General features: G+C 71.4%; 17 protein-coding genes, 1 tRNA gene and 1 pseudogene. 12 read left to right on the forward strand and 7 right to left on the reverse strand.

Going from position 1 to position 20,864, the window contains the following annotated elements:
- Positions 1-406, forward strand: a pseudogene (locus tag ABD823_RS05560) (hypothetical protein); the annotation flags it as partial.
- Here ABD823_RS05560 and ABD823_RS05565 read toward each other — a convergent pair.
- Positions 288-2,582, reverse strand: a complete 2,295-nt coding sequence (locus ABD823_RS05565; protein WP_344856593.1) for a hypothetical protein — start codon at positions 2,580-2,582, stop codon at positions 288-290. The pseudogene ABD823_RS05560 and the gene ABD823_RS05565 overlap by 119 nt on opposite strands.
- 153 nt (positions 2,583-2,735) lie before the next feature.
- Here ABD823_RS05565 and ABD823_RS05570 point away from each other — a divergent pair, with 153 nt between their 5' ends.
- The 3 genes from ABD823_RS05570 (at position 2,736) to serS (ending at position 6,409) form a co-directional block, all read left to right on the forward strand.
- Positions 2,736-4,097 carry a glycosyltransferase 87 family protein gene (locus ABD823_RS05570; protein WP_344856595.1) on the forward strand — a complete coding sequence of 454 codons (1,362 nt, stop codon included), beginning with the start codon at positions 2,736-2,738 and terminating at the stop codon, positions 4,095-4,097.
- 9 nt (positions 4,098-4,106) lie between these two features.
- The gene (gene pheA, locus ABD823_RS05575; RefSeq protein ID WP_344856597.1) at positions 4,107-5,027 is read left to right on the forward strand and encodes a prephenate dehydratase; all 921 of its coding nucleotides are present in this window, start codon (positions 4,107-4,109) and stop codon (positions 5,025-5,027) included.
- A gap of 119 nt (positions 5,028-5,146) precedes the next feature.
- Positions 5,147-6,409, forward strand: a complete 1,263-nt coding sequence (gene serS / locus ABD823_RS05580; RefSeq protein WP_344856598.1) for a serine--tRNA ligase — start codon at positions 5,147-5,149, stop codon at positions 6,407-6,409.
- Here serS and ABD823_RS05585 read toward each other — a convergent pair.
- On the reverse strand, positions 6,373-6,651 hold the full coding sequence (locus tag ABD823_RS05585; RefSeq protein ID WP_344856600.1) for a hypothetical protein: 279 nt from the start codon (positions 6,649-6,651) through the stop codon (positions 6,373-6,375). The two genes, serS and ABD823_RS05585, sit on opposite strands and share 37 nt — an antisense overlap.
- A 313-nt stretch (positions 6,652-6,964) precedes the next feature.
- Complete coding sequence (locus tag ABD823_RS05590) at positions 6,965-7,168, reverse strand: cold-shock protein (protein ID WP_184937277.1); 204 nt, start codon at positions 7,166-7,168, stop codon at positions 6,965-6,967.
- 415 nt (positions 7,169-7,583) lie between these two features.
- Here ABD823_RS05590 and ABD823_RS05595 point away from each other — a divergent pair, with 415 nt between their 5' ends.
- Positions 7,584-8,378 (forward strand): HAD family hydrolase, encoded by a 795-nt coding sequence (locus ABD823_RS05595; protein ID WP_344856605.1) that lies wholly within the window; start codon positions 7,584-7,586, stop codon positions 8,376-8,378.
- Positions 8,379-8,547: 169 nt separating this feature from the next.
- On the opposite strand, the gene ABD823_RS05600 is transcribed toward ABD823_RS05595, so the two are convergent.
- A complete protein-coding gene (locus ABD823_RS05600; protein ID WP_344856606.1) occupies positions 8,548-9,069 on the reverse strand; it encodes a bacterial proteasome activator family protein in 522 nt (173 codons plus the stop codon).
- A 5-nt stretch (positions 9,070-9,074) separates the two neighbouring features.
- Positions 9,075-10,031, reverse strand: coding sequence for an NAD(P)H-quinone oxidoreductase (locus ABD823_RS05605; RefSeq protein ID WP_344856608.1), 957 nt, complete (start codon positions 10,029-10,031; stop codon positions 9,075-9,077).
- A 114-nt stretch (positions 10,032-10,145) separates the two neighbouring features.
- Here ABD823_RS05605 and ABD823_RS05610 point away from each other — a divergent pair, with 114 nt between their 5' ends.
- Both ABD823_RS05610 and ABD823_RS05615 read left to right on the forward strand, forming a co-directional pair.
- Entirely contained in the window at positions 10,146-12,545 is a 2,400-nt protein-coding gene (locus tag ABD823_RS05610; RefSeq protein ID WP_344856610.1) for a MinD/ParA family ATP-binding protein, read from the forward strand.
- A 122-nt stretch (positions 12,546-12,667) separates the two neighbouring features.
- Positions 12,668-12,756, forward strand: a tRNA-Ser gene (locus tag ABD823_RS05615).
- A gap of 294 nt (positions 12,757-13,050) precedes the next feature.
- Here ABD823_RS05615 and ABD823_RS05620 read toward each other — a convergent pair.
- Complete coding sequence (locus ABD823_RS05620) at positions 13,051-13,899, reverse strand: Scr1 family TA system antitoxin-like transcriptional regulator (RefSeq protein WP_344856612.1); 849 nt, start codon at positions 13,897-13,899, stop codon at positions 13,051-13,053.
- Between the two features lie 1,203 nt (positions 13,900-15,102).
- Here ABD823_RS05620 and ABD823_RS34570 point away from each other — a divergent pair.
- Together ABD823_RS34570 and ABD823_RS05625 are read left to right on the forward strand one after the other, a co-directional pair.
- Complete coding sequence (locus ABD823_RS34570) at positions 15,103-15,261, forward strand: transposase (RefSeq protein WP_425566568.1); 159 nt, start codon at positions 15,103-15,105, stop codon at positions 15,259-15,261.
- A 511-nt stretch (positions 15,262-15,772) separates the two neighbouring features.
- The gene (locus tag ABD823_RS05625) at positions 15,773-16,249 is read left to right on the forward strand and encodes a hypothetical protein (RefSeq protein WP_344856613.1); all 477 of its coding nucleotides are present in this window, start codon (positions 15,773-15,775) and stop codon (positions 16,247-16,249) included.
- Between the two features lie 540 nt (positions 16,250-16,789).
- Here the strand turns inward: ABD823_RS05625 and ABD823_RS05630 are convergent.
- A complete protein-coding gene (locus tag ABD823_RS05630; RefSeq protein ID WP_344856615.1) occupies positions 16,790-17,380 on the reverse strand; it encodes a dihydrofolate reductase family protein in 591 nt (196 codons plus the stop codon).
- A 728-nt stretch (positions 17,381-18,108) separates the two neighbouring features.
- Here ABD823_RS05630 and ABD823_RS05635 point away from each other — a divergent pair.
- The 3 genes from ABD823_RS05635 (at position 18,109) to ABD823_RS05645 (ending at position 20,822) form a co-directional block, all read left to right on the forward strand.
- Positions 18,109-18,834 carry a peptidoglycan-binding domain-containing protein gene (locus ABD823_RS05635; protein ID WP_344856834.1) on the forward strand — a complete coding sequence of 242 codons (726 nt, stop codon included), beginning with the start codon at positions 18,109-18,111 and terminating at the stop codon, positions 18,832-18,834.
- A gap of 88 nt (positions 18,835-18,922) precedes the next feature.
- On the forward strand, positions 18,923-19,831 hold the full coding sequence (locus ABD823_RS05640) for a peptidase inhibitor family I36 protein (protein WP_344856616.1): 909 nt from the start codon (positions 18,923-18,925) through the stop codon (positions 19,829-19,831).
- A 34-nt stretch (positions 19,832-19,865) separates the two neighbouring features.
- Complete coding sequence (locus ABD823_RS05645) at positions 19,866-20,822, forward strand: SpoIID/LytB domain-containing protein (RefSeq protein ID WP_344856617.1); 957 nt, start codon at positions 19,866-19,868, stop codon at positions 20,820-20,822.
- Positions 20,823-20,864: the final 42 nt, after the last annotated feature.

A 20,864-nucleotide genomic window follows, 5' to 3' on the forward strand; every position in this document is an offset into this window, starting at 1 on the left:
CCGGCCCCGCCGCGGCCCCCGGCCGGTCCCCGGCGGCGGCGCGCCCGCAGGCCCGGGGGACGTGGCCGCCCCCGCGGTGGCCGCGGCGGCCGTCATGGCCTGGCTGTTCGCCGCGCCGTACGCGCTGCCCTGGTACGACGGCCTGGCCTTCGCGCTGCTGGCGATGACGGCCTCCTGGCCCGCGCTGGAGGCCTTCGTGGTGGCCCGGACGACGATCCTGTCGCTGGGCTACCTCCCGGCCAGGGAGGCGCTGCGCCCCGACGACCTGCTCTGGCTGAAGACCGTCGTCAGGCAGCAGGTGGTGCCGTGGTCCCTGCTGGCGCTGACGGCCGCTCTGGTGTGGTGGGCGGCGCGGGCCGGAGCGCGTGCACGCAGGCGGCCAGCGTCAGCGGCACCGCGACCGTGAGGGCCATGGCGGGGATCGCGATGCCCGAGTCGTTCATCAGGAACCCGATGAGCGCGCACGTCAGCGCGCCGATCAGCCCGGCCCGCAGCGCCGGGGCGGCGGCGTAGGCCCGGCCCAGCGCCGGGGCGCCCCAGCGGGAGGGCCGGGCCAGCACCAGGAACAGGAACGCCAGCGCCACCAGCGTGAGCAGGGTCAGCGGCCAGTTGCCGACCGTGATGCCGACCATCGCGGTGAACTTGCGAGCCACCACGGTCGCGGCCTCGCCGTCGAGCACCTGCTGGACGAAGGCGCCCAGGTGCGTGCGCCGCTCGGCGGGGCGCGACCAGTCGGCGACCGCGATCGCGCCGATCAGCGCGACCCCGGCCAGGCCGGCCAGGGCGAGCTTGGCCACCGACACCCGGCGGCCGGCCAGCAGGATCAGGAAGACGGCCAGCCCGGTCAGGAACGCCGGCACCCCGCCGAAGTCCGCCCCCCAGCCCGGCCACCCGTCCGCGAAGACCGCCAGGGCGCCGTAGAGCGCGCAGACCGCCCACGCGAGCCGGGGCCGGCCGCGTGCCGTCAGCCACTGGGCGATCCCGGCCAGCGCGATGATCGTCCCGGCGGAGTAGACGGCGAAGGCGATGTTGCCGAACCCGTAGAACCGCCCGCCGGCCACCGGCTCGTAGCCGGTGACGGCGTTGACCTGGAGCGTCGAGCCGGTCACCACGTCGGCCAGCAGGGTCAGCGAGGTGACGGCGGCGACCGCGGTCGGCGGGCCGAGCACGTGGGCCCGCCACGGCCCGGCGAACGCGACCGCGGTGACGGCGCAGGCGATGCCGAGGATGGTCAGCACGACCCCGGCCATCGGCACCGGGAACGCCCACCACGGCACGAGCTGGGCGAGGAAGGTGGCGACCGCGATCGACCCGCCGACCACCGCGACGGCCCGGACCGAGGCCAGCGCGCGCACGCCGCCCCAGCCCCGCCGGAACGCGGCGGCGGCCAGCAGGTAGAACAGGATCTGCACGGCCACGAACCCGCCGAAGAACGGCCCGCGGACCCGGTTCACCACCCGGCTGGCCGTGTTCTCCCTGGCCAGGCCCGCCACGACGGCGGCGGTGGGCTCGTCGGACGGGACGCCGGTCCAGGCGCGGCCGACGACGCCCTTGGGCGCGTGGAGGCCCAGCAGGGCGATCGCGGTGGCGGTCAGGTCGGTGGTGGTCACCAGGCCGTCCTGGCGGGTGGAGGCGGCGGTGAGCAGGCCCCGGGGGTACGGCGTGCCGTCCGGGGACGGGCCCGAGGCCATCGCCACGTGCAGATGGGCGACGCCGGAGGCGTCGGACAGGCCGGCGATCAGGAGGGCGCTGTCCGGTGGGAGCCGGTCGAGGACCGCGCCCACCTGCCGGTCGATCCCGGCCACGGCCGCGTCCCTGGCCCGCTCGCCGGGGCCGTCCGGGTCCTCCTCCTGCCCGCCCGGGGCGCCGGGCGGGCCGCCGGTGCCCGGCGCGGGCCGGAGCCAGGCGCGGGCGAGGTCCCCGGCCTCGACGACGACCAGCCGGTACGGGGCCAGGTCGCCGAGCCCCTCCACGGTCTCCGCGTACGCCGCGACCCTCCCCGACCTGTCGGCGGCGCCGAGGGCGGCTCCGGGCCCGGCCGCCGCCGTCTTCCCGCCGGAGTCGGCTACGAGCTGCCCGAGCTGCCCGAGCACCGGCTCGTAGGAGGTGCCCGCGTTGAAGGAGACCAGATCAGCCCAGCCGGGCACCTGCGCCCCGGAGGCCCGCGGCTGCGCGGGCAGGGCGCAGTCCATGGCCGGCGTGCCCGCCCGCTGCCCCGCCGAGAACGTCAGCCACCCCTCCACCGGGCAGATGAAGCCCCGGCCCCTGGGCGGGTTCGCCCGGGTGGACAGCGATGCCGCCCCGCCGGAGCCGGCCGTCTTCCACAGGTTCGGCGTGCGCCGCGGGTCCAGGTCGCTCCAGAGCAGTCCCGGCACCCCGACCACCACCACCCTGGCCGGCCGTCCCGCCGCGTGCCCCACGGCCCGCCCGGCCTCCGCCGTCGCCACGGCCTCCACGGCCGCTGCGGCGTCTTCTACGGCCGCCGCGGCGTCTTCCGCGGTCGTCCGGGCGGCGGCGCCCGCCGTACCGGCCCAGGGCGGCGACGCCAGGACGGCGACCAGGAGGACGAGGACGGAAAGCACCGAAAGCGCCGAAAGTGCCGGGAGCGCCGGGAGCGGGGCCCGGGAGCGCGCCGTCGCCGGCCGTGTGCGGTGCCCGCCTGCTGCGCCCATCCGGTGTCTCCTCGCTGTCGTCCGTCGGCGGCCGGTTCCCGCGCCACGGTAGCCTGCCTGGTCGTGAGGACCGACGAGACGACCGGGACCGGGCGGCGGCCGGTGTGGGCGTGGCTGCCGGTGCCGGTGCTCGTCGCGCTGGCGGCGGCCCCCCTGGTGCTCCACTGGCTGGGCAACCCCGACGACCAGCGCCTGGTGGACCTGGACGTTTACCGTACCGGCGGCGAGATGGTCCTGAGCGGGCGGCCGGTCTACGACTTCTGGACACCGGCGCCGCAGCTGCTGCCGTTCACCTACCCGCCGATCGCGGCGCTGCTGGCCACGCCGCTGGCGGCGATGTCCTGGACGGCGGCGCAGTGGGTGTGGACGGCGGGGATCTTCCTGACGCTGCTGGTCGCCGTCGGGTACGGCTTCCGCGCCGTGTGGGAGCGCCTGGACCGCGCCCGGCCCGCAGGAGCCACCGCGGGGGCCGCCGCCGGGAGGGCGGCCCGGACGCCGCCGCACGCGCTCTGGACCCCGCTGGTGCTGGCGTTCCTGACGGTCGCCTGCACCTACCTGATGCCGATCCGCGACCAGGTCCGCTTCGGCCAGGTGGACATCCTGCTGGTGGCGCTGTGCGTCGCCGACTGCCTGGCCCGGCGGCCGGCCTGGCCGCGCGGCATGCTCGTCGGCCTGGCCACGGCCGTCAAGCTCACCCCCGGTGTCTTCCTGGTCTACCTGCTCGTCACCGGATTCGGCCCCGGCGCCCGTCCCGAGCAGCGCCGCGCCCTCTTCATGGCCGCGTTCACGGCCGCGCTGCTGACCCTGCTGCCGTTCGCGGTGATCCCGGCCGACGCCGCCGACTTCTGGTTCCGCGCGCTGCTCGACCCCGAACGGCTCGGCGCGAACGCCGCGACCACCAACCAGTCGATGCGCGGCATGCTCATCCGCCTCTACCTGCCCGACACCCCGACCACCCTGATCTGGCTGGTCCTGGTGGCGCTGGTCGGCTGGTACGGCTTCCGGGCGGGCCGCCGGGCGCTGCTGGGCGGCGACGCCGCGGCCGCCGTCGCGCTGACCGGGCTGATGGCCGTGCTGCTCTCCCCGGTCGCCTGGATCCACCACCTGGCCTGGGTGGTCGTGGTGCTCGGCGCGATCGCCGGCGACGGCCGCGACCCGGTGCGGGTGCGGGTGGCCGCAGGCGTCTGGCTCTACTACGTGGTGCCCATCCCCTGGTGGGGGGTGGCGCTCAAGGCCGCGGAGATCCCGGTGCTCAGCCCGGTCCTGGGCAAGCTCGTGCAGAACGCCTTCGGGCTCGGCGCGCTGGCCCTGGTCTGGCTGCTCGGGTCCTGGCTGCCGCGGCGGCGTGCCGCGTTCCCCGCTCCCGGGACATTCCACCCGCCGGATGCGGGCGTCTCCGCACCCTTTCGGGCGGCCGCCGGATAGCCTGTCAGCATGCTGAAACTCGCCTACCTGGGCCCCGAGGGCACCTTCGCCGAGGAGGCCCTGCGGATCCTGGCGCCGGACGCCGAGCGCCTGCCGAGCGCGAACGTCAGCGCGGCGCTCGACGCCGCCCGGCGCGGCGAGGCCGACGGCGCCGTCGTCCCGCTGGAGAACTCGCTCGAAGGCGGCATCGCCTCGACCCTGGACGAGCTGGCCTGGGGTGATCCCCTGCTGATCACCGCCGAGGTGCTGCTCCCCGTCGAGTTCTCCCTGCTGGCCCGGCCCGGCAAGGAGATCGGCGACATCAAGCGGGTCTACAGCCATCCGGCGGCCCTCACGCAGTGCCGCGGGTTCGTCGCCCGCGAGCTGCCCGACGCGGTGGTCGTCGCCGCGCCGTCGACCGCGGGGGCGGCCCAGGAGGTCGCCCTGCCCGGCTCGCCGTACGACGCGGCCATCGCCGCGCGCATCGCCGGGGAGCACTACGGCCTGGTCGAGCTGGCGGGCCGGATCGGCGACCGCTCCGACACGGTGACCCGGTTCGTCCGGGTGGCCCGGCCCGGGACGCTGCCCGAGCCCACCGGCGCCGACCGCACCTCGCTGGTGGCCTTCCTCTCCGAGGACCACCCGGGCGCGCTGCTGGAGATGCTGACGGAGTTCTCCGTGCGCGGGGTCAACCTGACCCGCATCGAGTCGCGACCCACCGGCGACGGCCTGGGCAACTACTTCTTCCACTTCGACCTGGAGGGCCACGTCGCCGACGCCCGTGTCGGCGAGGCGATCTCCGGGCTCCACCGGATCTGCGCCGACGTGCGCTTCCTCGGCAGCTACCCGCGTGCCGACGGCCTCGCGCCGCAGATCAGGCGCGGTACGGCCGACGCCGACTTCTCCGAGGCCGAGTCCTGGCTGTCCAGGATCAGGAGCGGCCTGGTCTAGGGCCGCCGGGCCCCAGCGCGGGGGGCGCCCGGCGGCGGGCCGTACGGCGCGGCCGAGAAGACCCGGCGGACACCCTCATCCGTGTGCGGGCGCCGAGTGCGGATCTGTAGCCTGGGTCTGTGATTGACCTGCGTACCCTTCGTGAGGATCCCGACCGGCTACGGGCGTCGCAGCGTGCCCGCGGTGAGGACGACGCCGTCGTCGACACGCTGCTCGACCTCGACGAGCGCCGCCGCTCCGCGCTGACCTCGTTCGAGTCGCTGCGCGCCGAGCAGAAGAGCATGGGCAAGTTGGTCTCCAAGGCGTCCGGTGAGGAGAAGACGGCGCTGCTGGACCGGGCGAAGGAGCTCGCCGCGCAGGTCAAATCCCTGGAGGCGGAGGCCGAGAAGCTCGCGGCCGAGCTCGACGCGGTCCTGCAGACGGTGCCGAACATCGTCGACGAGCAGGCCCCGCCTGGCGGCGAGGACGACTACGTCGTGCTGGAGGAGATCGGCGAGCCGAGGGTCTTCGACTTCGAGCCGAAGGACCACCTGGAGCTCGGCGAGCTGCTCGGCGCCATCGACATGGAGCGCGGCGCGAAGGTCTCCGGCTCGCGGTTCTTCTTCCTCAAGGGCGTCGGCGCCCGTCTCCAGCTCGGCCTGCTCAACATGGCCATGCAGCAGGCGGTCGAGGCCGGGTTCGTCCCGATGATCACTCCTGTCCTGGTGAAGCCCGAGGCGATGCAGGGCACCGGCTTCCACGTGGCCCACGACAAGGAGATCTACCGCCTGCCCGAGGACGACCTCTACCTCGTCGGCACCTCGGAGGTGCCGCTCGCGGCCTACCACGCCGACGAGATCCTCGACGGAGCCGCGCTGCCGCTGCGCTACGCGGGCTGGTCGTCGTGCTTCCGCCGCGAGGCGGGCTCCTACGGCAAGGACACCCGCGGCATCATCCGCGTCCACCAGTTCGACAAGGTGGAGATGTTCTCCTACTGCCGGCCCGAGGAGGCGAGCCAGGAGCACCTGCGCCTGCTGAACTGGGAGAAGGAGATGCTGGCCAAGATCGAGGTGCCCTACCGCATCATCGACACGGCCGCCGGCGACCTCGGCACCTCGGCCGCCCGCAAGTTCGACTGCGAGGCCTGGATCCCCACCCAGGGCCGCTACCGCGAGCTGACCTCGACCTCCAACTGCACCGAGTTCCAGGCCCGCCGCCTGGGCGTGCGCTTCCGCGACTCCGGCGGCAAACCGCAGTACACCGCCACGCTGAACGGCACGCTCGCCACCACCCGCTGGATCGTCGCCATCCTGGAGAACCACCAGCAGGCCGACGGCTCGGTCGTGCTGCCCAAGGCGCTGCGCCCCTACGTCGGCCTCGACGTCCTGGAGCCGGTCAAGTAAGCCCGCAGCGGGGAGGACCGGGCTCCGGCCGGGCCTCCCCGCGCCGAGGAGGAGGCCGCCGCCGCGGCCGCGTGGTCGTCGGGGACGCGCCCCCGCGCCCAGCCGGAGAAGCCGCCCCGCACCGTGGGCATGACGGCCGCGGGGACGGCGAGGAGGGTCCGGGCGTGGGAGGCGAGGTCGGCGCCGGTGTGGGTGGTCTCTACGAGGGTGAAGCCGATGCCGGTGGAGGCGACGGCGGCCACGGGGGGACGCGGACCGGGGCGAGCAGGGGCGGGGCACCATCAGTCTGGCGAGGTCGCTGAGTCTGCCGGTTACCACTCCGGGCCAGAGGGTCTTGAGCAGGTGGTCGTTGACGAGCGGCAGGGCGGCGGCCGTGACGGTGGCGGGGTGACCGCGCCAGGCCGGGGCGGAGAGCCTGGAGAAGCACAAAGGCGAGGCCCGCAGAAGCAGGCCTCGCCCTCATATCCGGCCCCGGGCCCGCCGGGTGGCGGGACCTCCGGAACCGGATCTAGTGCTGTCTAGGTCTTTGGTGTCTGTGGTGCAGACGTCCAGTGGTCAGATGCCGCGGACCTGCGAGGCCTGCGGGCCCTTCTGGCCCTGCGTGATCTCGAACTCGACCCGCTGGCCGTCCTCGAGGCTCCGGTACCCGTTGCCGACGATCTCGGAGAAGTGAACGAACACGTCCGGAGCACCGCCGTCCGGTGCGATGAAGCCGAAGCCCTTTTCAGCGTTGAACCACTTGACGGTTCCCTGAGCCATTAAAGCTCTCCCTCAGGATTTGAAGCTTTGGGATTCACACCTCGTGAACCCCGGTGTGTCGTACAGCGGGGCCCCGGTGGCTCAGACTTGCCAGTTCTGGTTATGCACTACGGGATCAGCTAATACAACGCCATCATATCTAACACCATCCTGCCGCCGGGTGTTCCCGCGATCGAGAAGATTCCTCCTCGGGCAGGTCCCGGGGCCGGTGCCCCCGGGGCCGTCGTGCGGAAACGGGACCCACTGGGCAGACTGGGATCTGTCGTGGCTCCTCCGCTCTCCGAGGAGAGCGGCTCCTCGCCTCCCCCCACCGGGGCGGGCGGCGGCCGAGCCCCGGCCGTGTGGAACACAGGAACCATAACAGGGGAACGTTTCCCCTGCTGGGGGAACCCGGCAGTCCCTCGCTAGGAGAATGATGGGAAGCCTTCGCCTCGTCGCCACCGACCTCGACGGCACCGCCCTGCGCTCGGACGGCACCGTGTCGCCCCGCACGGCCGCGGCATTCGCCCGTGTGGAGGAGGCCGGAGCAGCACTGGTCTTCGTGACCGGCCGCCCGCCACGGTGGATGCACACCGTGGCGGGCGCCGTACGCCATCGAGGTCTCGCCATATGCGCCAACGGTGCCCTCGTGTACGACCTTCACACCGAGGAAATCGTAAAATCTCACCTGATCCAGCCGGACGTGCTCGAAGAGGTCGTCGCCCGTCTCCGGGAAAAGGTGCCTGACCTGTCGTTCTCCGTGGAATACGAGGGCGGGTTCGCCCACGAGTCGGACTTCCGTCTCGGTGGCTGGGACAGCAAGGCGGTCGGCGGGCTCCGCGTCGGCACGGCCGGCCTCACCTCGCGGCCGTGCGCCAAACTCCTGGCCCTGCACCCCGGGATGGAGCCCGACATCCTCCACGAGGCGGTCTGCGAGCTGGTGGGGGACCGCGTCACCCCCACGCACTCCAGCGGCCGGGCGCTGATCGAGATGAGCGCGTACGGCGTGACCAAGGCCTCGGCGCTCGCCGAACTCGCCGCGGAGCGGGGGATCGAGCCGGACGAGGTGGTCGCCTTCGGCGACATGCCGAACGACCTGCCGATGCTGCGCTGGGCCGGCACGTCCTACGCCGTGGCCAACGCGCACCCGCAGGTGCTGGCCGCGGTGGACCACGTCACCGCCGCCAACGACGAGGACGGGGTGGCGCGGATCATCGAGGAGCTGTTCTGACCTGTGGCCTGTCTTGATCCTTGCGGCCCGGCCTGATCCGGCACCGCCGGATCGGCCCGCTCCGCCGGGCCCCGCCCCTGCCGGAGGCGGGACCTCCGGCAGGTGCACTTCCCCACCGCCCGGCGGCGCGTCCGCGACGCTCCGGCCGCCGGGCGTGCCGATGCGGTGGTCAGAGGTAGGGACCGGAGCTGGAGGGGTGCTGCTGCCCCTCCTGGTGCACGGCCATGCCGCCGGGCAGCGCCCTGCGCATGTTCTCCAGCTGGGCGCGGGCGGCCATCTGCTGCGCGAACAGGGTGGTCTGGATCCCGTGGAACAGCCCTTCCAGCCACCCGACCAGCTGGGCGTGGGCCACCCGCAGCTCCGCGTCGCTCGGCGGGGTGCCGTGCTCGTCGTCGGTGAACGGGAGCGACAGGCGCTCCAGTTCCTCGACCAGCTCGGGCGCGAGACCGTCCTCGAGCTCCTTGATGGAACTGCGGTGGATGTCCTTGAGCCGCTTGCGGCTCGCCTCGTCCAGAGGCGCCGCGCGGACCTCCTCGAGGAGCTGCCGGATCATGCTGCCGATGCGCATGACCTTGGCGGGCTGCTCGACCAGGTCGGTGACCGACCGCTCCTCGTTGCCGTCGTCCTTGGGATGGATGCCACCCTGGGAACCCACGACCACGATGTGGGGAGTGCTTTCCTCAGCGTTCATATCTTTCAACCTACTAGCAGGACTTTCCCGACGTGCTCTCCGGACTCGACGATCCGGTGAGCCTCTGCGGCCTCGCTCAGCGGCACCCGCGCGTGCACCACCGGCCGGAGCGCGCCCGCGTCGAACAGGGGCCACACGTCGTCCACGACACCGCGGACGATGGCGCCCTTCTCGTCGACCGGCCGGGACCGCAGCGTGGTGCCGTGCACCGAGGCCCGCTTGGCGAGCAGCGCCCCCAGGTCGAGCTCGCCCCGCGTGCCGCCCTGCATCCCGATCACCACCAGTCGGCCGCCGGTCTTGAGGGCCTTCACGTTCCGCGCGAGGTATCCGCCGCCGATGATGTCGAGGATCACGTCGGCCCGGACCTTCTCCGCGAAGTCCTCCTCGCGGTAGTTGATCCCCTCGTCCGCGCCGAGCTCCAGGCAGCGGGCGATCTTCTCCGCCGATCCCGCGGTGACGACGACGCGCGAGCCGAACGCCTTCGCCAGCTGCACGGCGAACGTGCCGATCCCGCTGGCGCCGCCGTGGACGAGCAGCGTCTCGCCCTTGCGCAGCCGCGCGGTCATGAACACGTTGGACCAGACCGTGCACGCCACCTCGGGCAGCGCGGCGGCCTCGACGAGGTCCACCCGGTCCGGGACGCGCATGACCTGCTGCCAGGGGACGGCCACCCGCTGGGCGTACCCGCCGCCGGCCAGCAGCGCGCAGACCCGGTCGCCCGGCCTGAACCCCTCCACGTCCGCGCCGACCTCGCTGACCACCCCGGAGCACTCCAGCCCCGGGTACGGCGGAGCGCCGGGCGGCGGAGGGTAGAAGCCCTGCCGCTGCAGCAGATCGGCCCGGTTGACCGCCGAGGCGGCCACGTCGATGATGACCTCGCCGGGTTCCGGCCGGGGATCGGGGACCTCCCGCCAGGTGAGGGACTCCGGCCCGCCGGGTTCGTCGATCACGATCGCGTGCATGCAACCAACGCTACCGGGGTAGCCAACTCCGTGGTTGCCTGCATTGGAGAGAACACAGGGCGTTAACCTTCAATGTGTTTGCTGCCCTTTTAGCTATCCCGAGGGGGAAACACGGTGGCAAGACACGATCGTGAGGAATCTCTCGAGGAACAGCTTGCCTGGCTCGACGCCATCAAGGAGCAGGAGGAGGCACCGCCCGCGGTGGTGTCCGCCCCGGTCCCGGCCGCGGTGGACGACGCCGTCGTCTCACCGTACCCGCAGGACCCGTGGAGCCTGGTCCCCTCGGAGCCCGACGCGGCCTCCTCGCCGCTGTTCCGCGCCGCCGCCGACCCCGACCACGGCTCGCCGGCCGCGCCCCCGTCGTCCACCGACGGGCCGGTGGAGGGCGAGACGGCGGACAGGCCGGTCGAGGAGGCGGACGCCGCCGACTGGGCCGAGGCCGTCGAGGCGGTGAACTCCTTCACGCTCCCCTCCGCACGCGCCCCCAAGGACAACGACGGCTTCCTGACCCCGCTCAAGCCGCTCCCCCGCCAGGAGTCCGACTCCGGGGACCTCGCCCCGGGCACCCCCACATACGCCCTGGGCGGCTTCGGAGGGCAGGAGAGGGAGCCGTCCCGGGGGCTGTTCGAGGAGCCCGCGCGTCCGGAGGAGCCGGTCGGTCCCTCCGCGGAGGCGCCCGCCGAGGCACCCACCCCGGACACCGGCCGGTTCGGCTTCGGCGACTCCTCCGACTCCGGCCGATTCTCCTTCGGGGGCTCCTCCGACTCCGGAGGGTTCGGTCCGGGCGGTCCGGAGTCCGACTCCGGCCGCTTCGGCGTCGGCGGCACGGACCAGGAGGCCAAGAGGCCCGCCCCCGGCGGTTCCGAGTCCGAGTCCGGCACCCGCGGCTTCGGCCCGGGCACCTCCGAGTCCGACTCCGATCGCTTCTCCTTCGGGGGCTCCTCCGGCTCCGGCCGGTTCGGCTTCGGCACCTCCGAGTCCGACTCCGGCCGATTCTCCTTCGGCGGCACCGATCCGGACGCCGACCGGTTCTCCGGGGGGGACACCGACCCCGGTCACGGCCGCTTCGCCGTACCGGCCGAGCAGCGGCTCACCCCGATGGAGCCGTTCCGGCCCGAGGCCCCGGGTGCGTTCCAGGCGCCCGAGTCCTTCGGCGCCGACCGCCCGGACCCCGCCGCGCCCGCGGAGCGCGCCCCGGGCGCGTTCCCCCCCGCCCCTCCCGGACAGGACGCCTCCGGAGGGCCCACGCTCTTCATCCGGGACCGCGAACCGGCCTTCGGGGCCGGGAGTGACCAGGCGTCCGCCTCCGGTGCGGTGCCCGCCGCCGACCGGGGACCGGCCTTCACCCCCGAACGGGACAGGACATCCGAGTCCACCCAGGACACACCGGTCCACGCGGGCGCGGACAGAGGATTCACCGCGGACCGGGAGTCGGCGCCCTTCGCCGCCGACCGGGGAAACGCCCCGGAGCGGGAGTGGGACGAGCCGGTGCGCGAGCCGTACCAGCCGCGCCGCCGGCAGTCACCGCCGCCGCCCGCCTTCGGCTCCCCGGCCCGGCAGCAGACCTCGGGCACCACCCGGCCGTCGGCTGACAGCCTCGACCCCGACTCCCTGCTCCGGGGCCGCCGCAAGGGGCCCTCCGGCGGCTGGCGCAAGCTGGTCTTCAAGGCGTCGGCGGGCCTCATCAAGCCGGGCGAGTCCCCCGAGGTCCGGCGGCGTCGCGAACTGCTCGCCCGAGCCCGGACCCCCGTCGCCACCGGCCACCACCGCGTCGCCGTACTCAGCCTGAAGGGCGGTGTCGGCAAGACCACCACCACGGTCGGGCTCGGTGCCACCCTCGCGCAGGCCCGCGGTGACCGGGTGATCGCGGTGGACGCCAACCCGGACCGCGGCACCCTGTCGGACAAGCTGGAGCTGGAGACGGCCGCCACCGTCCGTGACCTGCTGAACGAACGCGCCCAGATCAGGCGCTACGTCGACATCCGGGCCTTCACCTCGCAGGCGCCGTCCCGGCTGGAGATCCTCGCCTCCGACCGCGACCCGTCGGTGTCGGAGGCCTTCAGCGCGGCCGACTACCAGGCGGTGGCCCAGGTCCTGGAGAACTTCTACTCGATCTGCATCACCGACTGCGGCACCGGCCTGCTCCACTCGGCGATGTCCGGCGTGCTCGGCCTGGCGGACCAGCTGGTCCTGGTCAGCTCCCCCTCCGTGGACGGTGCCCGGGCGGCCTCGGCCACCCTCGACTGGCTGGAGGCCCACCACTACGAGGGCCTGGTCCGCGCCGCCACGGTGGTGCTGTGCAACGTCCGCCCCCGGTCGAAGTCCACCGTCGACCTCGACCGCCTGGAGGCGCACTTCGCCGCGCGCTGCCGGGCGGTCGTCCGCGTCCCCTACGACCCTCATCTGGAGGAGGGCGCGGAGATCGACCTCGACAGGCTCCAGCCCGCCACCCGTGACGCCTATCTCCGCCTGGCGGCCTCGGTGGGGGACGGTTTCGCCGCACCGAAGTCCTGAAACCGACGTTCTGAAAGCCCGTCCGCGCCGGTGTCTCACGGGATGATCACGCGGGACACCAGCGGATCGGGTCATGAGAGACTAAGGTGCAATCTGGTACGTCCGCTGCGGCGTGCCGACCGGGAGAGCTCGCCTAGTGGACGATGGCGGCGGTCTTGAAAACCGCTAGGGCCGGTGACGGTCCTCGTGGGTTCGAATCCCACGCTCTCCGCTGACCTTGAGAAACGGCGTCTGACCAGGGATTCTATCTGGATCGGGCGCCGTTGACCGTTTCCGGGGTGTGCGGCCGTGTGCCGCTCCGAGCCGCCGCATGTCGCTGCTCGTGGGATATCCAACGTGGTGACGGAGCGGCGGGCTTCGCGGACGGAGGCGGTGGAGCCGAGGAAGTGACGGGGCAGGCGCCAAGGCGACATGGGCGTACCCGTTGTATAGAGGGCTATACGTCCACGTCGGCAGCGCATGACCAAGACTGGAAACGGCTCAAGGTATTCGACGCATAAATGCGTCACTTCTCCAGACGGCCCGCCAACTCCCGGTAGTCCGTCCCGATCTGCTCCAGCAGCACACGCAGCTCATCGCCGTACACCGCAGCCCCGGCGAACGCCTCGAACGCCTCCTCATGCGCGTCCAGGTCACCAGGCTCGGTCAACGTCAGATCACCGGTCAGGCTCTCCACCACGCTCACCGCACCGTCGTAGATGGTGAACCCGTGCAGCGGGAAGGCCGGCGTCTCCGCCCGCCACGGCACGATGCCCAACCTGACATGCGGCAGTGTTGCCACCTGGGCGAGCCGGTCGAGCTGGGCGGGCATCAACGATGGCGACCCCGGCCAGGTGCGCACCGCTCCCTCGGTCAGCACGAAGGCGAACTTGCGCCCCGCCTCGAACAACACGGCTTGCGCCTCGACCCGTACGGCCGCCGCCCGAGCCGCATCCTCCTCGTCCACGTCCCGGCCGACCGCCAGCGCCAGCGCCAGCCGGGCATACTCGGCCGTCTGCAACAGCGGCGGCACCATCGCCGAAGAGAACACCGCCATCCACCCGGACGAGCGCACCCGCGCGGCGTTCGCCGCCTCCCTGCCGGCCAACCCGTCCTTCAGCCGGGAGACCTCATCTCGAAGGCGGGCAAGCAGCGCATCCAGCTCCCCCCGGCCCGCTTCGTCCAGTTCCAGAGCGGCCGCGACCCGATCGACGGTCTCGGGAGTTGGCAGGAGTCGCCCGGTCTCCATCCGCGAGATCGTCGGCTGTGCCACCCCGGCCCGCTGCGCCAGGTCTTTACCCGTCAGCCCTGCACCCTTGCGCAGCCGCCGAAGCAGCTCACCCAGCTCTCGCAACCGATCCTGTCGATCCTCCACACCGAGCGTTCTACCGCCGGCTCCGATGCATCGACGCGGGCTCTCCCGACATCACTGCCGAACCACCCTCTGTAGAGCCATGTGAGGCAAGAGCCATGGGTCTGCGCCACTTCGACCCGCTCCGTCGGGTGCGAGACCTGTTCGCGATCCGAAAAGTACAACACGGAGGGCATCCGACTCATCCGCTACAGCGATGACGGCCTCCGCACAGCCTCGGTCATCGCTGGCCGGATCATCCCCGCCGACCTGCCTTGTCTATATAGCCAGGCGACCTCATCGGGTGCCCGCCTCTGGATGACGCCGACGTCAGGGTCTTCCGCAGCGGTGATCCGATGCCGAGAGTGCGATTGTTTGCCGATGAAGGTATACGGAAAAGCTAGATACGGGCGGCTATGGAAAGGAGAAACGAAGCGATGCATCGTGCGCTCAGTCTGGCTGTCACTGCTGTTCTTGTGATCGGTGGATCTGCATTGCCAGCCGTTCCGGCCGATGCGAAGCCCCGGGTCAACGCGGACTTGAACATGTCCGTGAAGCTCCGCAAATATCTTGCAAAGCTTTGGGAAGCTAGCTATAGCGGCCCGCGGTACAGGGATCGAGCGGTGCGCAAATCAGATCTTCTCTATGGGCGGGTGGAAAATAGATATTATGCTATTCTCTGTATCTACTATAGAGATAGCCCGGTCGGGTCAACCGATTGTGGAACGATATTCAAGAAGGTCGGAAAGCGAGGGATCTGGCGGATAACTCAGTCCGAGGGGGGCTTCTATTGCTACAGCCGCAAGAAGGCCCTCGCTCGGCCGCTGGCCAGGGCATGGGAGATTCCGCGCTGCTAGAGGGGGTTAGGGGTTGCCGAAGATGTAGGGGCCTGATATCGATGTGAACAGCCGGGGCCGCGCTGAAAATTCTCCATCCTCGTGCAATCTCGTAGTTCTACGGGACGGGTGATGGCCTTCATGGATGTCCGGTCTTGCTGTGGCTGCAGTGGAGCCGGCAGAGGGTGCGTCAGCTCTTGAACTAGGCGTCCGCATCCTCGCCAGGACCGCATAGCCGGGCAGGGAGTGGTCGGCCCGCCTTCTGAGAGGAGGGCTTGCTTTACCCATTTTGAATCGCGCCGAGTTTCGTGGAGGCCCTGGTGTGCCCCTGGTCTTGTGGAGGCTGAGCTTCCCCTCGTAGCGTGGAGATCGAACCGAGAGAGGTTTGGTCGTGGCAGGTACCACGCGGCGCCGCTTTGATCCGGAGTTCCGAGCCGGAGCGGTGCGGATCGTCAAGGAGACCGGCAAACCCGTCGCGCACGTCACCCGGGATCTGGGGATTGGCAGGATGCACTGTGGTCGCTGTCACCACCACCCACACGTCCGATGATCTGAGTAAGGCAGACGTCTGTTTCTCCTCACTTGAAGAGGCGGCACCGTACCTCTTCGCGATGATCAGCGGTCCGGCGGACCCGATGACCTCCCAGCTCCGTTCGGGGCATCAGGTCATCGGGACGGGCGAGGGGGCCGCGCAGTACGCGGATAATGATCAAGGTCACCGTCGATCTGGAAGGAGGGATCGCTGCGGATCGGAAGCGATGAACCAGTGGGAACGGTCACGCCCTGTGAGGCCGTCGGAGGCTTTGCACCCTGCCCGTCACGTGCCTGGTGGGACGGAGGAGAAGGGGGAGCGGTATGGATTCGCCAGGAGTGTGATGAGTGCCGTGAGCCGCGTCTTCACTGGCCGCCGACGACCGCTATGCCGACGAGCAGGTCGCCACTCCCGAGAGTTCGGCGAGTGCTGGCATGGCGTACTCGCCGTGTATGCGCGGAATGATGTCGGCCGCGTTTCCCCAGGTCGTGCATGAGAAGTCCGCTCCGGAAGTGGCGGGAGGACAGCGGTGGAGCAGGTGGACTGGGCACGGATGACCGGGCCGCCTTGGTACCTCCCGGAGGCCGCCCGAGCGGCGATGGAGCGGCTGGCGCGGTCTGTAGCCGATCAACAGGCCGCTCGCGCGTTGGCCGATCTCCGGTGCGCCGTCACGAACGACCACGCCGGGACTCTCTACCCGGCCGCCGTTCCCGCGACGGATGTGTTCCTGCAGGCGATCGGCGAGCGGCCGGGGCCGCCCCGGCAGGAGGCGCTGGACGCGCTGCTGGACTGGTGGGGATGGTCCCCCGAGGAGGGTTCCGAGACCTATGAGGACCCGCTGACCGGATCCGTCGGCCTGGCGGAAGGGCTCATGGGCCGTGTCCGGGACGCCGCGGACATGCTCCGTCGTGTCGCGGATGACCCGTCCGGAGGCGGTGGGCATCGTCCGGGTGCGAAACTGCTGCTGGCCAGGCTCGATGAAGGCTGGAGCCAGGCGGCCGGCTGACACAGGGGAGACGGGGCAGGGATCGAAGCGGGTCAGGTGGTACGGCTCCGCCCCGTGTCGGCTGAACTGCCGGGTGTGACCGTCAGAGTCCCCGCCGTGGCGATCCCCGCGCGCTCGTCGAGGCACGTGGCGTCGGCCGTGAGCAGCACCTCCGTCCCACGGCCCGCCCGCTCCGCCACGTCGGGGGCCGCCATCCCGAGCCGAGCCAGGATGAGACGACCTCGCGCCGCAGGCCGTACGGCCGGGCGGCCTGCGGAGAGGCCCGCTGTCCGGGGCGGGGTGGAGACCCGTCACGTCTCCCGATACGACCGGGGCACTCCGGCTCCAGGACGGTCACGAAGAGCAGGGGCCGGCTTCGCAGGGCGCTGAGGACCGGATCCTCCCGTCGCCGCGGCTCCGGGCAAGCCGAGAGGCCGGGACCGGGGCACCGAGGTCGTTCGTCCGGCAGGAGGAGTGTGTGGGATGCCGGACGCCGAGGGGAACCCGGCGGTGGTCCGGGCTCCCCTCGGCACGGATCGGCCGCCTATGCTCCGCCGGGGCTCACGGCGACCGCTTGATGACGCGGTACCGCAGGTGCGTCGCCTCCGACGACTCGACCACTTCGGCGGGTTCGAGCCGGATGTGCCCGTCACCCAGGTGCTCGAACAGGCGGGTGCCGCCTCCGAACAGGACGGGCACGAGGTGGATCTGGATCTCGTCGATCAGGTCCGCCCGGATGAACTGCCGCGCGACGTCGGCACCGCCCATCACTGTGACGTCCTTGCCTCCGGCCGCCTGCCTGGCCTGCCGGAGCGCGCTGTCGATCCCGTCCGTGACGAACCGGTAGACCCCGCCGTCCGGCACCTTCTCGGGCACCCGGTGGGTGACGACGAGCAACGGGAGGCGCGCCGGTCCGGTCGGGCCGTCGGCTCCCCACCAGGGCAGAGAGGTGTCGTAGGTCCGCCGGCCGGCGATCACTGCGCCGATGCCCGCCGCGCCGCGGGCAAGGATCTCGCGGCCGCGCTCGTCGCCGCCCATCGCCCACGCGTGGAGTCGCTGGCCGCCGACGCCCATCGGTTCGTCCGGACGGATGTCCGATGCGGTCACGAACCCGTCAAGAGACATGCTGATGTCGAAGATGACCTTGGACATGGCCCCCTTCCACTTCGATCGATCGTGCCCGGGCTCCGAGGGGCGGCCTCGGAGATCCGCTGAGGCGATCCGGTCACCGCGGATGTTAACGACGCCTCCGGACAATCTCCGGTCTGGCGGATGTCTCAACCGGGACACCCCGTATCTGAGCGGACGGTCTCCTCCGGACGAGAACGGCCGTCGCATGACGACCGGCCCCGCGCCGGGACCGAGGCTCCGGAAGCGAGGGCGACTCCTGCCAGGACGAAGCCCGCAGGCGCGGGCCGGGGGTGCCCGCTCAGGGGACCGACCAGCCAGGCGCGGACGATCGATGCGATCGGGACCGGGACGGCCTGGCCGGCGTCCGGACCGATGAGCGCGGCCAGGGCCGGATGACCGGACACCGCCCGCGCGGCCGCGGACCGTGCGTCCCGTCCGCCGTCGGAGACCTGTAAGGCGGCCCGTCCGCCTGCAGCGCACCTGTAAGCGGCCCGTCCACCTGTAGCGCACCTGTACGGGGAGCCCGCTGGACAGGCTGACAACAGGATCTCCTTGCGGACTCATGGACGGACCCGGAAACGTAGTCCGCACCGCAGACATCCCCACAGTGTCCGAAACCGGGAGAAACGATGAAGCCGACCTCATGCGCCACAGGCCTTCTGACGGCCGCCCTGGTCGCTTGTGTGACCGGAGCGTCCGGGATGCCGGTGGCGCGGGCGGCCGGCACCGGGACCCTTCCGGCTGTGAACATGGAAGCCGTCGTCAAGGCGGCCCAGATCGATCCGCGGAGGTCTGACAAGACGCTGACCCCTGGTGCCAAGGCCAGCGTGCTCCTCGTCGAACGGGCGCTGCGTGACCGGAGGCTTCTCGACGCGAAATGGGTCGACGGTTACTTCGGCAGCACGACCGTCACCGCCTATGCGAAGTTCCAGAAGTCGCTCGGCTACACCAGGCTCGCCGCCAACGGCCTGCCGGGCAAGACATCGCTCACCAAGCTCGGCGCCGGCCGTTTCAGGGTCACCCGCGCCATCGCCCCGGGGGCCCGGGTGTCCATCGACGGCGTCACCGTCAACACCCGCACGCGGAGCATGCTGGCCGAGGCGGAGCGGCTGCTCGGCCGCGACCTCGTGGTGCTGCAGGGGTCGTACAACCCCGGGGGCGACCCCACGTCCGCGGGCACCCACGACGGCGGCGGCGCCCTCGACATCTCGGTCGAGAAGATGAGTTCCGCCGCCCGCAGCGCGGCCGTCCGCGCGTTGCGACGTGTCGGCTTCGCGGCATGGGTGCGCACCCCCGAGCAAGCCGACTGGCCGTGGCACATCCACGCCGTCGCCATCAGCGACACCGACCTCTCCAGCCAGTCCCAGCACCAGGTCGGCGACTACTACCTCGGTCTGAACGGGCTCGCCGGCCGCGGCCCGGACGACGGCCCGAAGGTGCCCATCCGCACCTGGGAGGAGTACCGGCGCCGCTGACCATTCGAAACCCGGCCATGCCAGGTGATACCGACCATCCGGATCCCAGGCCGTGCCGATAAGCCGTACCGATTAGAAGGAGAACACCATGGGAACGTTTGACAGGATCTTCGCCGCGGCGGCCGCCGCGCTGGCGCTCGGCGGAGCGGTGCTCGCCCCGGCCTCGCCCGCCTCGGCGGCCGGCCGCAACGGCGTGTGCGAGGCCGGTGAGTTCTGCTACTACTTCAACAGCAACAACAAGGGGTCGGTCTCCGACTTCACCGGGTCCGTCGCCAACTACGCGACCCAGCAGCCCACCTGCTACGACTTCAAGGGTCCCGGCAACGGCAAGGGCAAGTGCATCAAGAACTCCGCCGCCTCCGTCTGGAACCGCAGCGGCAAGACCGTCCGGGTCTACTTCAACAGCAACTTCGGCGGCAGCGTCTACCAGGACTTCAAGCCCGGCGCCAGGGGCAACCTCAAGCCGGCCCTCAAGAACCAGAACGCCTCGCACCAGTTCAGCCCGTCGTCGGCGCCGCCGTCGTCGCCGTCGCGCGTCAACATCACGTACGGGCTGTACAGGGCGAGCGGCCAGATCAGCTGCGGCTTCGACGGCTACACCAACACCCCCGGCCGGCACGAGGGCATCGACTTCGTCCGCGGTGTGGGCGCGGACGTCCACAACCTGGTGAGCGGTGAGGTCATCCACGTCGCGCGCGGGCGCAACGGCAGCGGAGGGCTCTCCACGATCTCCGTGTACAACGCCGCGTCGAACAAGACGGTGATCTACCTGCACACCGCTCCGCGGTCCTCCCTGCGCGTGGGGCAGATGGTCAAGCGCGGCCAGGTCATCGCCGACGAGGCGTGGCGCGGGGTGGGGTCCAGCGGGGCCGCGCACACCCACGTGGAGGTGCGGCCCGGACGGCAGAAGTTCGCCTCCAAGAGCGTCGGCGACCCGGTCCTGAGCAACCCGAACCCGGCCTCGTTCTGGGCCTCCCAGGGCTACAACCTCCGATAGCGCACCGCGGCCTCCGACGAAGATGAAGGTGATCGTGTCTCCCCGAATCACACGGCCGATCTCGCGACTCGCCGCGGCGGCCGCCGCGCTGGCGCTCGGCGGAGCGGTGCTCACCACCGCTCCGCCGGCCTCGGCGGCCGGCCGGGACGGCGTGTGCCAGAGCGGTGAGTTCTGCTACTACTTCAACAGCAACAACAAGGGGTCGGTCTCCGACTTCACCGGGTCCGTCGCCAACTACGCGACCCAGCAGCCCACCTGCTACGACTTCAAGGGTCCCGGCAACGGCAAGGGCAAGTGCATCAAGAACTCCGCCGCCTCCGTCTGGAACCGCAGCGGCAAGACCGTCCGGGTCTACTTCAACAGCAACTTCGGCGGCAGCGTCTACCAGGACTTCAAGCCCGGCGCCAGGGGCAACCTCAAGCCGGCCCTCAAGAACCAGAACGCCTCGCACCGGTTCCTGAGCTCGACGTCGCCGTCGCCGACCGCGTGCAAGACCGACGGCACGCACAGCAGGCCGCCCACGACGATCCTCGTGTACAGAAAGTCCATCGACCAGGTGGAGCGGGTGGACTTCAAGACCTACGTCAAGAACGTCCTGCCCAACGAGTGGCGGTCGCACTGGCCGAGGGAGTCCCTCCGGGCGGGGGCGGTCGCCGTCAAGAACTACGGCTGGTACTGGGCGCTGCACTCGACGCGCAAGACGTCGGACGGCCGGTGCTTCGACGTCTACGACCACACGTTCAGCCAGGTGTACAAGCCCGGCTCCGCGACGGCGGCGACGAACGCCGCGGTGGACGCGACGTGGCGCACCCGGCTGACCCGCAACGGGAAGATCTTCCAGGCCCAGTACTGCGCGACGACGACGGCGTGCGGCATGTGGGTCAACGGGGACTGGATGTCGCAGACGGGCTCCCGCGACAAGGCGAAGGCCGGCTGGAGCCACTCCAGGATCCTCAGGGCCTACTACAGGGGGATCGCCATCAAGTCCTGAGCCCCCGCGCAGCGCCCGGCCCTGGTTCCCCCGCCGTGCACG

The sequence above is a fragment of the Planomonospora alba genome, assembly GCF_039534085.1.
Classification (GTDB): domain Bacteria; phylum Actinomycetota; class Actinomycetes; order Streptosporangiales; family Streptosporangiaceae; genus Planomonospora_B; species Planomonospora_B alba.

Coding starts and splice junctions, on each gene's coding strand:
- pheA (WP_344856597.1), top strand. CDS start 4,107: ATGCTGAAACTCGCCTACCTGGGCCCCGAGGGCACCTTCGCCGAGGAG.
- ABD823_RS05590 (WP_184937277.1), bottom strand. CDS start 7,168: ATGGCTCAGGGAACCGTCAAGTGGTTCAACGCTGAAAAGGGCTTCGGC.
- ABD823_RS05595 (WP_344856605.1), top strand. CDS start 7,584: ATGGGAAGCCTTCGCCTCGTCGCCACCGACCTCGACGGCACCGCCCTG.
- ABD823_RS05600 (WP_344856606.1), bottom strand. CDS start 9,069: ATGAACGCTGAGGAAAGCACTCCCCACATCGTGGTCGTGGGTTCCCAG.
- ABD823_RS05605 (WP_344856608.1), bottom strand. CDS start 10,031: ATGCACGCGATCGTGATCGACGAACCCGGCGGGCCGGAGTCCCTCACC.
- ABD823_RS05630 (WP_344856615.1), bottom strand. CDS start 17,380: ATGTCCAAGGTCATCTTCGACATCAGCATGTCTCTTGACGGGTTCGTG.
- ABD823_RS05635 (WP_344856834.1), top strand. CDS start 18,109: ATGGAAGCCGTCGTCAAGGCGGCCCAGATCGATCCGCGGAGGTCTGAC.
- ABD823_RS05640 (WP_344856616.1), top strand. CDS start 18,923: ATGGGAACGTTTGACAGGATCTTCGCCGCGGCGGCCGCCGCGCTGGCG.